Source organism: Mycoplasma putrefaciens KS1 (genome assembly GCF_000224105.1).
GTDB classification, from domain to species: Bacteria; Bacillota_I; Bacilli_A; order Mycoplasmatales; family Mycoplasmataceae; genus Mycoplasma; species Mycoplasma putrefaciens.
Genome location: NC_015946.1, coordinates 465,373 through 481,884, shown reverse-complemented (window position 1 = coordinate 481,884; position 16,512 = coordinate 465,373). Strand labels below are relative to the sequence as shown.

Annotated in this window: 15 protein-coding genes, 1 other RNA gene and 1 pseudogene; 12 read left to right on the top strand and 5 right to left on the bottom strand. The window is 26.9% G+C overall.

Annotation, left to right across the window (positions count from 1 at the left end):
• Nucleotides 1-7 precede the first annotated feature (7 nt).
• Nucleotides 8-2,701 (top strand): DNA topoisomerase IV subunit A, encoded by a 2,694-nt coding sequence (parC, locus tag MPUT_RS02080; protein WP_014035151.1) that lies wholly within the window; start codon nt 8-10, stop codon nt 2,699-2,701.
• Between the two features lies 1 nt (nt 2,702).
• On the opposite strand, the gene MPUT_RS02075 is transcribed toward parC, so the two are convergent.
• Nucleotides 2,703-3,926 carry a Y-family DNA polymerase gene (locus MPUT_RS02075; RefSeq protein WP_014035150.1) on the bottom strand — a complete coding sequence of 408 codons (1,224 nt, stop codon included), beginning with the start codon at nt 3,924-3,926 and terminating at the stop codon, nt 2,703-2,705.
• A gap of 187 nt (nt 3,927-4,113) precedes the next feature.
• Here MPUT_RS02075 and rny point away from each other — a divergent pair, with 187 nt between their 5' ends.
• The 11 genes and pseudogenes from rny to MPUT_RS03950 all read left to right on the top strand — a co-directional run bounded on the left by rny (nt 4,114) and on the right by MPUT_RS03950 (nt 14,024).
• A complete protein-coding gene (gene rny, locus MPUT_RS02070; RefSeq protein ID WP_014035149.1) occupies nt 4,114-5,640 on the top strand; it encodes a ribonuclease Y in 1,527 nt (508 codons plus the stop codon).
• A 70-nt stretch (nt 5,641-5,710) separates the two neighbouring features.
• Nucleotides 5,711-6,142, top strand: a complete 432-nt coding sequence (locus tag MPUT_RS02065) for a PH domain-containing protein (RefSeq protein WP_014035148.1) — start codon at nt 5,711-5,713, stop codon at nt 6,140-6,142.
• A gap of 74 nt (nt 6,143-6,216) precedes the next feature.
• The gene (ffh, locus tag MPUT_RS02060; RefSeq protein ID WP_014035147.1) at nt 6,217-7,560 is read left to right on the top strand and encodes a signal recognition particle protein; all 1,344 of its coding nucleotides are present in this window, start codon (nt 6,217-6,219) and stop codon (nt 7,558-7,560) included.
• A gap of 3 nt (nt 7,561-7,563) precedes the next feature.
• A complete protein-coding gene (locus tag MPUT_RS02055; protein WP_014035146.1) occupies nt 7,564-8,031 on the top strand; it encodes a 23S rRNA (pseudouridine(1915)-N(3))-methyltransferase RlmH in 468 nt (155 codons plus the stop codon).
• An 89-nt stretch (nt 8,032-8,120) separates the two neighbouring features.
• Nucleotides 8,121-8,567 carry a 30S ribosomal protein S16 gene (gene rpsP, locus MPUT_RS03970; RefSeq protein WP_014035145.1) on the top strand — a complete coding sequence of 149 codons (447 nt, stop codon included), beginning with the start codon at nt 8,121-8,123 and terminating at the stop codon, nt 8,565-8,567.
• 24 nt (nt 8,568-8,591) lie between these two features.
• A complete protein-coding gene (locus tag MPUT_RS02045) occupies nt 8,592-9,086 on the top strand; it encodes a ribosome maturation factor RimM (protein WP_014035144.1) in 495 nt (164 codons plus the stop codon).
• Complete coding sequence (gene trmD / locus MPUT_RS02040; protein WP_014035143.1) at nt 9,087-9,809, top strand: tRNA (guanosine(37)-N1)-methyltransferase TrmD; 723 nt, start codon at nt 9,087-9,089, stop codon at nt 9,807-9,809.
• 1 nt (nt 9,810) lies between these two features.
• Complete coding sequence (gene rplS / locus MPUT_RS02035; RefSeq protein ID WP_014035142.1) at nt 9,811-10,194, top strand: 50S ribosomal protein L19; 384 nt, start codon at nt 9,811-9,813, stop codon at nt 10,192-10,194.
• Between the two features lie 109 nt (nt 10,195-10,303).
• On the top strand, nt 10,304-11,254 hold the full coding sequence (ylqF, locus tag MPUT_RS02030; protein WP_014035141.1) for a ribosome biogenesis GTPase YlqF: 951 nt from the start codon (nt 10,304-10,306) through the stop codon (nt 11,252-11,254).
• Entirely contained in the window at nt 11,248-11,877 is a 630-nt protein-coding gene (locus tag MPUT_RS02025; protein WP_014035140.1) for a ribonuclease HII, read from the top strand. Before ylqF ends, MPUT_RS02025 begins: the two co-directional genes overlap by 7 nt.
• Before the next feature lie 60 nt (nt 11,878-11,937).
• Nucleotides 11,938-14,024: pseudogene (locus tag MPUT_RS03950) on the top strand (MAG2960 family serine endopeptidase lipoprotein).
• A gap of 87 nt (nt 14,025-14,111) precedes the next feature.
• Here MPUT_RS03950 and recA read toward each other — a convergent pair.
• The 4 genes from recA to MPUT_RS02005 form a co-directional block, all read right to left on the bottom strand.
• A complete protein-coding gene (gene recA / locus MPUT_RS02015; protein WP_014035139.1) occupies nt 14,112-15,119 on the bottom strand; it encodes a recombinase RecA in 1,008 nt (335 codons plus the stop codon).
• Nucleotides 15,120-15,191: 72 nt separating this feature from the next.
• On the bottom strand, nt 15,192-15,659 hold the full coding sequence (locus MPUT_RS02010; RefSeq protein WP_014035138.1) for a CinA family protein: 468 nt from the start codon (nt 15,657-15,659) through the stop codon (nt 15,192-15,194).
• 39 nt (nt 15,660-15,698) lie between these two features.
• Nucleotides 15,699-16,037, bottom strand: an RNA gene (gene rnpB / locus MPUT_RS03655) — RNase P RNA component class B.
• Between the two features lie 56 nt (nt 16,038-16,093).
• Nucleotides 16,094-16,468, bottom strand: a complete 375-nt coding sequence (locus tag MPUT_RS02005; RefSeq protein ID WP_014035137.1) for a DivIVA domain-containing protein — start codon at nt 16,466-16,468, stop codon at nt 16,094-16,096.
• Between the last annotated feature and the right edge of the window lie 44 nt (nt 16,469-16,512).

The window sequence follows — 16,512 nt, the reverse complement described above, 5'->3', positions numbered from 1 at the left end:
ATAAAAGATGAAAGCAATTGACAAAGGAGTTATAGCATATCCACTAGAAGAGCTTTTAGGTGACCGCTTTGGAAGATATGCAAAATATATTATTCAAGAACGTGCTTTGCCTGATTTAAGAGATGGTTTAAAACCTGTTCAGCGTCGTATTTTATTTGCTATGAACGAATTGAATTTAACATTTGATAAATCTTATAAAAAATCAGCTAGAGTTGTTGGAGAAGTAATTGGTAAGTACCACCCCCACGGAGATTCATCTATTTATGATGCTATGGTTAGAATGAGTCAATCTTGAAAATTAAATCATTGCCTAGTTGATATGCAAGGAAATAATGGTTCAATTGATGGTGATAGTGCTGCTGCGATGCGTTATACTGAAGCAAGACTAGCAAAAATTTCTAATTTATTATTAGCTGATTTAGATAAAAAAACTGTTTTAATGGCTCCTAATTTTGATGATAGTGAAGTTGAGCCAACAGTTTTACCTGGTTATTTTCCAAATATTTTAGTCAATGGTTCAACTGGTATTGCTGCAGGTTATGCAACTAATATGCCACCACATAATCTAGGTGAAATTATTGATGCAACTATTAAGATTATTAAAAATGAAAATGCCAAAATTAGTACTATTTTAGAAGTAATTAAAGGTCCGGACTTTCCAACTGGAGGTGTGGTACAAAGTAAAGAAGGTATTTATGAAGCTTTTACAACTGGAAAAGGAAAAGTAATTATCAGTAGCAAATGACACCAAGAAGATAATAATATTGTCATTGATGAAATACCTTATGAAGTAGTCAAACAAGATCTAGTTAGAAAAATCGGAGAAGTTATTGATTCAAATTCTGGGCTAGGTATTAAAGAAATTAGAGATGAAACTGACAGAAAAGGTTTAAGAATAGTGATTCAATTAGATGAAAAAGCTAATCTTGAAACTGTGAGAAAATTTCTGTTTAAAAATACTAGTTTATCAGTAAGTTATAACTATAACAACATCATAATAGTTGATAAGCAACCTAAACAGTTAGGAATTATCGAAATCATCAAAGCTTATATAGCTCATTACAAACAAGTCTTTATAAAAAGAACTGAATTCGATTTAAACAAAGCTAATAATAGATTAGAAATCGTTAATGGTCTTATTAAGGCTTTATCTATTTTAGATCAAATTATTAGTTTAATTAGAAAATCAACAAATAGAATGCAAGCTATTCAAAATTTAGTTGAGCAATTTGACTTTACTACCAACCAAGCTACAGCTATTGTTGATATGAGACTATATCGTTTAACTTCAACTGATGTTGCAAAATTAAAACTAGAAAAAGATGAATTAAATAATACTATCAAACACTTAAAAGACATTTTAAATAGCAGTCAAGTTTTAGATCAAGAAATTATTAATAGATTAAAAGAAGTTAAAAAAGAATTTGCAACCAACAGAAAATCTCAAGTTAGTGAAATTGTTGAAAATTTAGAAGTTAACCAAAAAGAAGTTTTAGTAGAAAAAGAATTTAATTTATGAGTCTCAAAAGATGGATATTTAAAAGCTGTTGATAATTACGCTCTAGCTAAAAATGAGCTTTCAACTTTTGGTAAAAAACCAAATGATATGTGAATTAGTTCTGGAGTTGTTTCAAATTTAGAACATTTAATTCTAGTTTCAAATAAGGCAAATTACTATTCAATTCCCTTATATAAAGTAACTATGAGTAAATGAAAAGATATGGGAGTTCACATTAATACTGTTGCTACAATGGATAGTAACGAAACTATTATTAATGTTTTTGTAGTTAAAGATTTTGATAGTGCTACTCAGCATGTTATGCTAGCTTCTAGAAATGGTTTTATTAAAAGAACACCAATTGTTGATTTAAAGACTAAAATTTTTAATAGGTCATTTAAAATTATGAAACTAAGTGGTGATGATGAATTAGTAAGTGCAAGTTTAGTAGCTTCAAAGACAAGATATTGCGCGATAGTGACTAAAAAAGGTTTTGGGGTAAGATACAACATTGAAGATGTGCCAATCCAAATGACTAATTCAAAAGGAGTTAAAGCGGCCAACTTAAAAGATGACCAGATAGTTTCAGCAATTAGTTTAGAACAGGATAAAGAGATTATTTGTTTTACAGATAAAAATCATCTGAAAAAAATTGCTCAAACCCAACTTCCGATTTATATTAGACCTAAGCGTGGTACTAGAATAATATTAGAAAAAAAACGTGCTAAAGAAAATATCATTTTTAGTCACGCTATAGCAAATGATTCAATTATTGAAATTTTAGATAGTTCTGATCAGATAATTGAACTTCAAGCAAGTACAATTAAAACCACACAGCTTGAAACACCAACAACTCCAATAAACATTAAAGATATTGAATATGTTGCAATTAAACAATTAAATAGAACGATTGCATTTGATAATCCAGCAGAAGCAAATTCTGACAAATCTTATACTTATGTTTCAAAATCGGAATTAGAAAAAGAAAGACAAATTAATCATAACAAAGTAAGTTCGAAAGTTGTTGTTACTAAAGATGCTAAACAAAAAGCAATCCAAAGAACTAATTCGTTAAAAGGCACCGATTTAAGTTCTTATTTAGATGACATTAGTTCAGTTTTAAAAAAAATTAATTCTGTTGATGAAAAAAAGAAAAATTCTAAACAATTAAATTTTGATGATCTTTTTGATGAGAAAGACTAGCTTATCTGCTAGTTTTTTTTAGATCCTTAGCTTTTTTGATAATGCTTTTACTAAACTTTTTATTAATATCAAAAATTAAATCTTCAATAACTAGTGATTGTTCAACTTGTTGATTATCAATAATTTGATCTTTATCTGTTGAGAGTTGAATTCAGTTTTGTTTATTATTAATTAGTTTACTAACTCCAATTCCAACTAATGTTACTGGTTTAGTTTCGTCATATATTTCATAAAAACAAGTCAGTGCACTACTAAAAATCACATTTTGATCATTAACATAATTATTTAAAGTGATCTGTTTATGTTTTGTTTGCTGATTTTTGTTTTGATAATCATAATAATTTGGAGATTTATATCTTAGTTTAATTTCGATTGTTTTTGCAGATAAATTATTATTAATTAATTTATTTGAAACTTGTTTTGATAAAACTAGAATCAATTCTTCAATTTCATCATATGAATAACTAGGATTTAATAAGGTAATTTCTTTAGAAATACTTTTATACTGATCAGTTAGATAATCAACATAATCACTAGATAAACCTTTAGCAGCGTTTTTTAAAGTTAAACCTTTTTTATTTAATAAGTAATAAATATCTTCATCACTAGTATTTGCTAGATCTTTAATCGTTTTAATATTTGTTTTTTCTAATAATTTTACAGTTGATGAACCGATACCATACATTTTTTTAATGTCTAAATTTTGAATAATTTCAAAGTTATTCTTAGTAATTAAACTAACTCCAAAAGGTTTATTCAATCCTGTTGACATTTTGGCTACAAACTTATTAAAACTAATTCCAATTGAACAAGTCAAATTAAATTTTTGCAAAATTTCAGTTTGAATTTTTCTAGCTAATTTCACTGCATCAATTTTTAGGACTAAGTCAGTGACGTCTAAATATGCTTCATCAATTGAAGCAATTTCAATTTTATCAGTTATGTTAGTTTTAAGATAATCTCAAATCTGATTTGAAAGATAACTAATATAGTTCATATTAGGTTTAATACTAATAATTTTTGGACAAAGTTTTTTTGCTTCAAAGATCGCCATTCCAGCTTTGATATGATATTTTCTTGCCTGATAACTAGCAGCAGTAATAATTGATTTATCTAAACCATTAGAAATAACAATTGGCTTGTTTTTTAATTCTGGTCGTAAAACTTGCATACAACTTGCAAAAAAAGCGTCCATGTCAATATGAAAAATTGTTTTTTGGCTCATCTAACCCACCTTTTTTGTCTTTTTAATATTATTTTATTTAATTTATTTGCTATTAAAATTAGAAAATAATATTTTAATTTATTGACATTTCTTGCGAGATAACTTATAACTTATTATCAAAACCTAAGTGATATAATAAAAAAAGAATTAAAATGCTATTTGCTTGAGTGAAAGGAAAAGAAATAATATGGATAAATGAGAATTGTATCTAATTATTTTTGCATGTTCGATGATTGTTGCTCAACTAGCTCAATGAGGCATTATTTGATATTTAATAAAATCAAAAAGCCGAAAACAACTTGTTGAAAATCGTAAAAAAGAAGCTAAATTAGAAAGAAAAAAAATTGTTGCAGATGGTTATAAAGAAATTAATGATGCAAGAAATCTTTTTAATAAAGAAGTTGAAATTGAAAAAAAAGAATTAGAAAAAATTCGTGATAAATTAGAACTACAAGCTTTAGATGTTGAACAAGCTAAAAAAACTAACCAAGCAAAAGCTCAAAGAATTGAAGCAAGATTATTAGATTTAGATAAAAGAAGAGTACAACTTGATGCTAAAGAAGATGAAATTATCACTGGTTTAGAGAATATTTCAAAAATCAGTCAAGATCAAGCTAAAGAAATTTTGATTAAAAAAATGCAAGATAGATGTCAAGTTGAATTGGGAACCATTTTAAAAAATGCTGAAATTGAAGCACATGCTAAATCTAAAGCAATTGCTACTCAAATTATGATTACAGCTATGGAAAGACTTAAAGTTGATGTTGTTAATCAAAGAACTTCAAATATAGTTAAACTTCCTAATGATGATATGAAAGGTCGTATTATCGGAAAAGATGGTCGTAATATGAAAACATTTGAACAAGTTGGAGGAGTTGATATTGTGATTGATGAAACTCCTAATGTTATTACTGTTTCAAGTTTTAATCCTATTAGAAGAGAAATTGCTACAAGAGCTTTAGAAAATTTAATTAGTGATGGTAGAATTCAGCCAGTAAAAATTGAACAAGAACTTAAAAAGCAAGAAGCTGAAGTTGATGAAATTATTAATGAATCAGGAATCAAAACCATTGAAGAATTAAAAATTAATGATTTAGATTTTGAATTAGTTAAGTTAATCGGAAAACTAAGATTTAGAACAAGTTATGGTCAAAATGTTTTAGCTCATTCAATTGAAGTTGCTAAAATCTCTGGAATGATTGCTTCTGAGTTAGGATTAGATGCTAACAAAGCTATTAGAGCAGGATTATTACATGATATTGGAAAAGCACTTGATTTTGAAAACCAGGGAAGTCACGTTAATTTAGGTGCAGAAATAGCAAAAAAATATGGTGAAGATGAAATTATCATAAATGCAATTGAATCTCATCATGAAGATGTTGAAAAAACCAATGAAATTTCAGCAATCGTCGCAATTGCTGATACTATATCAGCATCACGACCCGGAGCTAGAAATAATGCTATTGGTGAATTTGTTTTAAGAATGCATGAAATTGAAAAAATTGGCAATCAAATACCGGGTGTTGCTAAAACATATGCTTTACAATCAGGACGACAAATTAGACTAATTGTTGATCCAGTTGCTGTGTCAGATTTAGAATTGAGCCTAGTGCTACAACAAATGACTGACGCAATTAAAAAACAAGTGGTTGTACCAGGTGAAATAACAATCACAGTAATTAGAGAAAAAAAAGAAATTCAAGTCTTAAAATAATAATTAAGATCCAAGCACTTGCTTGGATTTTTATTAGAGTTATATAATCAAAATATCTTAAGAGGTAGAGATGAAAACAAAACAGCAAATAATAAATGATCTAAAGACTAATTTATCTGATCATATAGATTTAATAGATAAAAAAGAGTTTGAAAGTTTAGTGAAATTCTTTTTTGACAATGAAGAAATTGTTGAACTATTAGTTGTAGGAATTGAAAACCAAGCTTGATTAATAACTCTAACTAATCAAAGAATTTTTTTTGTAAAAAAACACAATTTATATAACAATATAATTCAACAATACGGACTAGAACAACTAAAAGATCTTAGATTATCTAGTTTAGCTGATCAAGCTAATTTAACTTTTATTTTAAATAATGATCAAACTATTAGAGCTGAAGAGATCAGTTTAAATCAAGCACAATCTTTAGCAAAAAAAATAGCTAGAGCTCACATTAGTTGAATGTCTGAAATTAATAACAAGGTTATAAAACCTAAGTAATAGCAAAAAATAACTGACTATATCAATTTGCAAGTTTTGATATAATTAAACAAGACACAAAAGGAGAAAAAAACATGGGATTTGGTGATTTTTTATCAAAAAGAATGCAAAAAAGCATTGAAAAGAATATGAAAAAATCAACACTAAACGAAGAAAATATTAAAGATACCTTAAAAGAAATAAGACTAGCTTTATTAGAAGCAGATGTTAATGTTGAAGCAGTAAAACAAATAGTTAATAAAATCAAAGATAAAGCAGCTGGTGGATATATTCAAGATGGAGTTAATGCTCATCAACAAATGGTTAAGATTGTTCATGAAGAATTAACTGAAATTCTAGGAAAAATTAACATTCCCTTGGATGTTTCAAAAAAACCTACTGTTATTATGATGGTTGGATTGCAAGGAAGTGGAAAAACTACTTCTGCGGCTAAATTAGCTTATCATCTAACTAAAAAAGAAAAGAAAAAGGTTTTGATGGTTGGGCTAGATATTTACAGACCAGGAGCAATTGAACAACTAGTTCAGTTAGGACAAAAAATAAATGTTGAAGTATTTGAAAAGCAAAAACAAAATCCGTTAATCACTGCAAAACAAGCCTTAGAGTACGCTCGAGATAATAACTTTGATGTGATTATTTTAGATACTGCTGGACGTTTACAAATTGATCCAGTTTTAATGGATGAATTAAATAATTTACGTAAACTAACTTCTCCTAGTGAAACATTATTAGTAGTTGATGCAATGATTGGTCAAGAGATCATTAATGTTACTAACGAATTTAATAACAAGTTAAAGTTAAATGGAGTTATTGTGACTAAGTTAGACGGAGACGCAAGAGGTGGAGCAACTTTATCTATTAGTTATATGACAAAACTTCCTATTAAATTCATTGGTGAAGGTGAAAGTATTAATGCTTTAAGTGCTTTTCATCCAAAAAGAATTGCTGATCGTTTAATGGGGATGGGAGATATCGAAACACTTTTTGAAAGAGCAGTTGAAAATATAGATGAACGTTCAATCAAAAAAACTATGACACGTATGTTTATGGGTCAGTTTGATTTAGAAGATTTAAAAAATCAATTAGCTCAAGTAGCAAAAGTGGGAAGCTTGTCTAAAATTATGAAGATGTTACCAGCAAATAAAATAAGTGAATCTCAAATTGAAGATGCACAAAGAAAATTAGCTATTTTTTCTATTTTAATGGATTCAATGACTTTAAAAGAGAGACGTGATCCAAGAGTTTTAAAAGCTTTAAGCCGTAAAAATAGAATTATTAAAGGTTCAGGTAGAACCGAAAAAGAATTTAATGAATTAATCAATTCATTTGAAAAGGGTAAAAAACAAGTTTTAGAAATGACTAAAATGTTAAAAAGTGGAAGAATGCCAAATTTTAGTAAAAACGGATTAAAATTCTAAGTTATGAAAATCAAAATCATTTGTTTTGGAAAACTAGATAGAATTTTTTTTACTCAAACTTTAGATTATTATCTATTGAAACTTAAAAAGTTTACAGATCTAGAAATTATTGAATTAAAAGAAGAATTTAATGGTGAATTAGACAAAAGAAAAACAATTAATTCTCAGATGTTGTTAGAAAGAATAAGTAATTACAAAGACTATGAAAAAATAGTTTTAGATGTTGATTCTAAATTAATTTCTTCAAAACAGTTGGCTGATCTTATTTCAGATAATAAAAATTATAAATCAGCTAGATTACTTTTTATAATTGGTCCTAGTGATGGGTTTAGTCAAGAATTTAAAGCAAGCTTTAACAATAAAATATCACTTGCAAAAATCACATTTCCTCATCAATTATTTAGAATAGTATTAGTCGAACAAATTTATAGATCTTTTAAAATTATTAATAATGAAAGGTATCACAAATAATTTTTTAGGTGTTAAGTAAAAATACTTGACACCTTTTATTTATATGTTATGATATTTAAGGTTTTAAAAATGTTAATAGGAGGAAACAAATGGTTAAATTAAGACTTAAAAGAATTGGTAAAAAACAAGCCCCATTCTATAGAATTGTTGCAGCAGATTCAAGAGTTAATCGTAATGGTAAGTATATTGAATTAGTTGGTACATTTAATCCATTAAACAATGAAGTTAAAATTGATAAAGACTTAACTTTAAAATGATTACAAAATGGAGCTCAACCAACTGATACAGTTAGAACATTGCTATCTCAACAAGGAATTTTAAAAGCTTTACATGAGTCAAAACAGGCAAACTCAAAACCTAAAGCTCAAAAACCTGTAAAAGAAGCTAAACCAACAGCTAAAAAACCAACTACTAAATCAACAGCAGCTAAAAAACCAACTACTAAATCAACAACTACTAAATCAACAACAGCTAAAAAACCAATCACTAAAAAGGCTACTACAACCACTAAAAAAGCAGTTAAAGAAGATAAATAATCTAACACTTTTAAGGAGTAACTTGTGAATCACAAATTAATTGAGTTTGGTACTATAAGTAATACTTTTGGTATTAAAGGATTAGTAAAAATTGTTATAGATTCAGATGTTATTATTGATGATCTTAAAAAGATTGATGTGATGTTTACAAAACAGCAAAACACTTTTCAAGTGCTTAGAGTAGAAAATATCAACTTAGTTCAAAATAAAAATTATATACTTTGTAAATTTTTTAATATAGATAATATTAACCAGGCTTTAAAGCTCAAAAATGCTAGGGTATATAGCTCTAATAGAAAAAATAATATTTCAAAAATTAAAAGTTTGATTGGGTTTAAATTCGAAAGTGATAAAACAATAGGAACTGTAGTAGACTACATGAATAATAAATCTCAAGAACTTGTTAAAATAAAAGCAGAAGATAAACTTTTTTGAGTACCAATTGTTGATCTTTATATTTTGCTAATTGATTGAGAAAATGAGATTATTAAAGCTAGAAATATTGAAGGATTAAAATAAATGAAATTTACAATCATTACTTTATTTCCCCAAATGATTGAAACTTATATTTCTGAATCAATTCTCAAAAAAGCAATTAAAAAACAAGCAATAGAAATTGAAATTCTTGATATTAGAAATTTTACAGACCTTAATCATAACCAAGTTGATGATTATCAGTATGGTGGAGGCAAAGGAATGGTTTTAATGCCTGATCCAATTGTTAAAGCAATTGAAAGTTGTAGAACTGATCAATCAGTTGTTTTACTGACTTCACCTCAAGGAAAAACTTGAAATCAAAACACTACAAAACACTACGCAAACAGCTATCAGCACATTGTTATTGTTTGTGGTCATTATGAAGGTTTTGATGAAAGAATTTTAGACTATATTGATTCTGAAATTTCAATTGGTGACTATGTTTTAACAGGTGGAGAATTAGCTGCATTAATTTTAATAGATTCAATTTCTAGAATATTGCCTGATGTAATTGCAAGTCAATCACATCAAATTGAAAGTTTTGAAAATAATTTGTTAGATTATCCAGTTTATACAAAACCTTATAATTTTAGAGGAAAAACCGTTCCAGACATTTTATTAAGTGGTCATCATGCTAATATTCAAAAATGAAGAGATGAACAACAACTAATAAATACTTTTAAAAAACGACCAGATCTAATTGATGAAACCAAATTAAATAAAGTTCAAATAGAAATGTATAAAAAAATGAAAGGAGAGCAATAATATGAGTTCAAAAGCTACAAAAACTATGAAATCAAAATATGATATTGTTAACAATCAATTGCGTAATGACTTACCAGATTTTACATCAGGAGACACTATCAGAGTTGATGTGAAAATTAAAGAAGGAGACAAATTCCGTATCCAATCATTTGAAGGATTAGTAATTAAAACACAAGGATCAGGAATCACTTATTCAGTTGTTGTTAGAAAAATGTCAAATGGTGTATTTGTTGAAAGAACTTTTCCACTACACTCACCAATTATTGATTCAGTAACTTTAGTTAAACGTGGTAGAGTTAGAAGAGCTAGAATTTACTATATTAGAAATCTTTCAGGTAAAGCTGCAAGAATTAAAGAAATTATGCCTACTAAAACTAAAAAATAAAGAATTAATCTGATCACAATTAGTTAGACTGATTGTGATTTTTTATATCTATACTATCATTATTAAAATCAAATATAATTTATATTAGAGATTAGAAAGATGTGAGATTATGAGTGCTGAGTTCAATTGATTTCCTGGTCATATGAATAAAACATTAAAAGAAATTGAAAATAAAATTGAAGTAGTTGATGTGATTGTTGAAGTGATTGATGCTAGAGCACCGTACTCATCACAAAATATCACCTTTAAAAAACTTTCAAAAAATAAACCAATAATTTATGTCTTTTCTAAAGCAGACCTTGCTGATCCAAAAATTACTGATGAATGAGTTAAATATTATTCAAATAAAGATAAGGTTAAAGTGATAGTTCTAAATAGCAAAAAACATGATGTTGTTAATGAGTTGATAAACGCAATTAATCAAGCTACAATTGCAAAAAGGCAAAGAGATCTTAAAAATGGTTTAAAAAACTCTTTAATTAATGCTTTAGTTATTGGTATTCCTAATGTTGGTAAATCTACTTTTATTAATAGAGTTATTAAAGGAAAGAATGTTAAAGTTGGTAATAAACCAGGAATAACTAGAGGAATTCAAGTCATTCATTTAAACCAATTTATCAATCTTTTAGATACTCCTGGTGTTTTGCCTTCTAAATTAGAATCAGAAACTACTGCTACAAACATATGTGCAATTAATTCTATTAAAGATACTGTTTTTCCAAAAGAACGAGTGGCTGCGAGATTAATGAGATATGTATTTAATCATTATGAAGGTTATGTTGAAAAATATTATAAAATATCTACTAACTTACAACGTCCAATTGAAACAATTTATACATATAAAATCTTTGAAAAAATTGCCCGTGAAAAACGCTGGTATATAACTCAAGAGATATTAGACATGCAACGTGCATTTTCATTATTTTTAAATGATCTAGCTTTGGGAAAAATTGGTAAAATTTCTTTTGAAAGAGTCTTAGAAGTAGTTCCTGAAGAAATTAATAAAGCAATTAAAGAGAAAAAAGAAGAAGATGTAGAAGACATTAGTGCCTTATGATAAGTAGAAAAGAATTTGATAATACTATTAAACAAAAATATAATGTTAAGTTAATTTCTGGTAGTGACGAATCTGGAAGAGGATGCATAGCCGGACCTTTGGTTGCTGCTAGTGTCATTTTAAAAGATGATTATTTTAATAGTAAAATTAAAGATTCAAAATTATTGTCTAGCAAATTAAGAGAACAACTATTTGATGAAATTATTAATAATTGTTTAGCTTATCAGATCAGAATAGTTTCAGCAAAACAAGTTGATCAACTCAATCCTTTACAAGCAAGTTTACAAGCAATCAAACAAACTATTCAAAAAATAAAAATCAAACCTGAATTAGCTTTAATTGATGGTAATAAAAACATTGATTTGAAAGATTACAAGTCAATTTGTATTATCAAAGGTGATGATAAAAGTTTTAGTATTAGTTGTGCTAGTATCTTAGCTAAAGTTACTAGAGATAAAATTTTAAATGAATTATCTTTAAAATATCCAATGTATGGATTTGATAAACATAAAGGATATTGTACGCAGTCTCATCTTCAAGCTGTCAAAAAATATGGTGTTATTGAAAATGTTCATAGAAAAAGTTATAAACCAATTTTACAAATTTTAAATAACTCAAAAAATTAAATGACAGTTTTTTATAAAGTTTTTATTAGTAAATTAAAAAAACTAGTTGTTGTGATTATTATGAAAATTAAACAAATTTATTTAGTATTAAGTTCAGCATTATTAGCATCCACTTGGTTATCTACTTTGTCTTGTCAGGCTAGAAAAATTAATAAAGATAATAACACCAATAGCAATAAAGCTCTTCAAGATCCAGAAAATAAAAATCCTAATAACAGTCAAATGATTGTATTACCCAACAAAGTCTTAAAATGAGAAAAAGGAAAAACTTATAATAAGCAACAAAATCCTGAATACTTTGTTGAAAAACATTTATTTGACCTAAATCAAATAAAATTTCTTTCTCCAAGAGAAATTATTTTTAAAACACCTAAATTCAAAACTGTTGAGCACAATCTTGGTGAATGATTTAAAAAAAGGAAATCATGGACATCAAGTTGATTTTTCTTTTAGTTCTTCAGATGATACTGTTAATATGCAATTTTTTGAATTTATAAAAGAGCTAGGTGAATATGGTAATTTTGGAGAAAATCCAAAACAAAAAGCAGAATTTTATTATCCTAACGTTGCAATAGAAGCGATGATGGATCAAAAATATTTAGACACTTTCAAACAAGAAGAAGTGACTAGTGCTATTGAATTAGTAGTTAATAATTTAGATGAAATTATTTTAAATAATCCCTTTGGTTTTTTACCATCAAATTTAAGTCAATTATTTTATTACACAAACTTTGAGTCACTTGCAAAAGAATTTAATATTGCATCTGAAAAAATAACTAAAATAAAGTCAAATTTTAATGATCAAAATGGAACGTTTGAAATGTTAATTCAAACTGATAAAAGAAATTATTTTTTAAAAACTGATTATCTTAAACAAAAAAAGTTTAAAACGCGATCTTGATTATTTTCAATATATTTATGATAGAAGTTTTAGTTTAACAATTAGAACAAAAAGATGAGAAGCTGACAAAGACAATTTTAATAGAATAATAGATTATAGATTAAAAGGACTTGAAGAAGTTGGTACTTTTTGAGTCCTAGATCGTGTAATTAATCAATATAAAGATAATTGAGAGCTATTATTAGCAACTAATCTCCATGTGTTTGACTTAACTAAAACATTTGATAAAACTAGATTCGAGAGTAATAAAGACGCTAAAAAAATTTTAGATACTTGAAATAAACAAAAAGAACTTCCTGGATTTTGAAACATTAATAGTCAAGAAGATACTTTTATCAGAAAAAATGTTTTTATAAAAGGAACTCGTGGCATAGAAAAAGATTTAAAATCTGATTTTGAATTTGTAAGTACAAAATCTAAGTTAGACGCTATTTTTAGTATTTATGATCAATATCTAGATGCTAGTTATTTTTATTATAGACATAACGCTTCAGACATTAGTGCTAAAAGAAATGATGATCCAAAACTATTTTTTGATTCAAAAAATGAAAATAATTTACATTCAACAACAAATGCTAGAGCAGACTTTTTAGTTTTAAAAGTTAAAATACCAAAAAATAATTTAAAACATATCCTTCCAAAGCTCGATCAAATAATAGGCTTAGAAAAAGAAAAAGATTTTTATATTAACTATAAAACAAACAAATTTCACCCTATACAAACATCGTTTTATGCTGGTTATCCATTAGAAAAACGAACTATAGATAACAAAGAAATTGAAGATACTAACTTTAGAGCAATAAAATCTCAAGGCGGAATAATTGATGTACAAAAAAGAGCCTTTAACAAAAATGATCTTAGATCATTATGAGTTAGGTATAATAAAAATTTAAATGAACATGCTAATTTTTTAAATGATAATTACAAAAAATATCAAATACCATTTATTAAAGATGAACACGGTATGAAACTAAGTATTTGAAATCAACATTCTACTTTGTATTCAAAAATTAAAAAAGATCAGCAAGCATTAGGACAAGGTTCGTCTGGATCGATGGTAATTGATTCTTCATTTAACTTAATAGGAATTAATTATTCACTTTCTAAGAATTTTTTAACCAATCAAACTACAAATGGAATCAACTTAATGCAAAGCTCTAGTGATAATAGAAATCTAATCAGTGAGTTAATAAACCAGTTACAAAAAGATAAAATTCAGACAGTTAAGCTAAATCGAAAACAATAAAAAGAACTTCTTTGGGAGTTCTTTTAATTTTTATTTTTCACAAATTTTAAATTTTTAAATAGAGCAATTAAGATAATACGTAATAATTTAATTGCCTTTCATTTTTTCTTGAACCTGTTTGATAAAGCCTTCTTTTCTTTGCTGATCTTGTTCTAATCACTGAATAACAGCTTGCTTACCTTGTCCAATTTTTTGATTTTCATATGAATATCAAACACCTGATTTTGTGATAATTTCATAAGTAACTAGTAAATCTACTAACTCAGTTAACTTATCAATTCCCTTATTATAAACTAGTGTTAAAACCACACTTTTAAAAGGGATAGCTGTTTTATTTTTAACAACTTTAGCTTTAATTTTATTACCCGTAATTTCTGAATTACTTAAAATTGTTTCACCTTTTCTAACTTCAATTCTTATTGATGAAAAAAACTTTAAAGCTTTACCTCCTGTTGTAGTCTCAGGATTTCCAAAAATAATTCCAATCTTTTCTCTTAATTGATTAGTAAAAATCACTGTGGTATTAGTTTTAGAAATTAAACCATTTAATTTTCTTAAAGCTTTAGACATCATTCTTGCTTGAATACCAATAGCTTGATCTGACATTTCTGCTTCTAGTTCGCTTTTTGGAACCAGGGCAGCTACTGAATCAACAACAATAAGATCAACACTATTTGATTTAACTAGCATTTCTAAAATATCTAATGCTTGTTCACCACTATCTGGTTGACTTACTAATAACTTATTAATATCAATTCCTAAATTTTTACAATACTTAGGATCTAGTGAATGCTCAGCATCAATAAAAGCAGCAATACCATTTTGCTTTTGAATTTCATGAATTGCGTGTAATGCTAAAGTGGTTTTTCCAGAAGATTCAGGACCATAGATTTCAATAATTCTTCCTTTTGGATAACCCCCAATTCCCAAGGCACTATCTAATAAATAAGATCCAGATGAAAAAGTCTCAATTTTTAGAGCATTATTTTCACCCAAAACCATAATAGAGCCTTTTCCAAAAATCTTTTCAATTTCTTTAACTGTTTCTTTTAGTTCTTTTGAATCTCAAACTGGAGCATTGGTGCTTTTTTTCATATCTGGCTCCTTATTTTTAGTAATTTCTTGCATATTTTCCTCCATTCAATTAAGTATTAGAGAAAAACAAAATTATTTAACTAGTCTAATTATTTTTTTAATTGCAAAATTAACAGCATAGTTCTTAAAGCAATTTCTAGAGATTGGTATTTTAGATTTGATATTATATGTTATCAATTTATCTTTGTAACAAATACTGATATAAGCAAATCTAATTGGTTTATTTTCACTAGCATTAGGTCCGGCATTACCTGTAAAACTAACAGTTAGATCAGCATTTGTTAGCTGTTGAGTATTTTTTGTCATTTGTTCAGCAGTTTGTTTTGATATGACACCATATTTTTTAATAATTTGTTGATCAATTTTAATAATGTTATTTTTAAAATCGTTTGAATAACTAACAAATGACCCAATAAATACTTGTGAAGCATTTGCTGTGTTTGTGATTATATGTGCAAAAAACCCACCAGTAAAAGACTCACAAGCAGCTATCTTTAACTGTTTTTGTTTTAAAACTTTTAAAAGTTTTTTTGCCTTCATATAATCACCACAAATTAATAAAAAATAAGGTGAGATTTTATCTATAACCCACGTTTTGTACTATTACTAGCGTCAATCATCTATCTAGCTGTTAAGCTTCTAGTTTTGATTCTAATTTTCTTAACTAGACTCCTCTACCAAAATTTGAGTTTCTTGCTTATGGGGTTTACCGCGTTCCATTTCAAGGTTTCCCTATACTCGTCTCTGTGGCACTTTATAACTGCTGCTTAGCTATTGCCTTAGCTTAGTTATGCCGTCAGTAAAAACTACTGCCTAGACTTATTTATTCATCTAGCATAAACACTACAATCATCACAGATTGTGCAAGCGTGGAGTTTCCTCTATATCATTTTTCAAATATAGCGATTGACCGATAAAATCTCTTAGTAATTTTACATTATTAATTTTTTATTTAAAATAATTTAAAAACTCAATTACTTTTTAATAAATAAATTATAGATCTCATCAAGTTTTTTAAGTCTTTGGTCATTTTCAACCAAGTTATTTTCAATTCTTGAAATTCTTTTAATAATATCAGCATCTCCAAAAGAACTTTTTACTAAGTTTCAGTTTTGTTTACGATATTCTTCGATCTCACCAACAAGAGTATTATTTTCTTGAGTTAATCGTTCTAATTTAGAAGTTAGTATTTCTAATTCAGCTTTTAGACTATAAGTTAGTTGTTCAAAATAAATATAATCAGTAATGATTTCATCTAAAAAATCATTAACTTCTTCAGCTTTATAACCTTTATAAACGATATTAAACTTCTTATTTTGTATTTGAATAATACTAAATTTTTTCGGCATGCTATTCTCCCTGATAAAGTTATTTTATCATTTTCTAATACTAT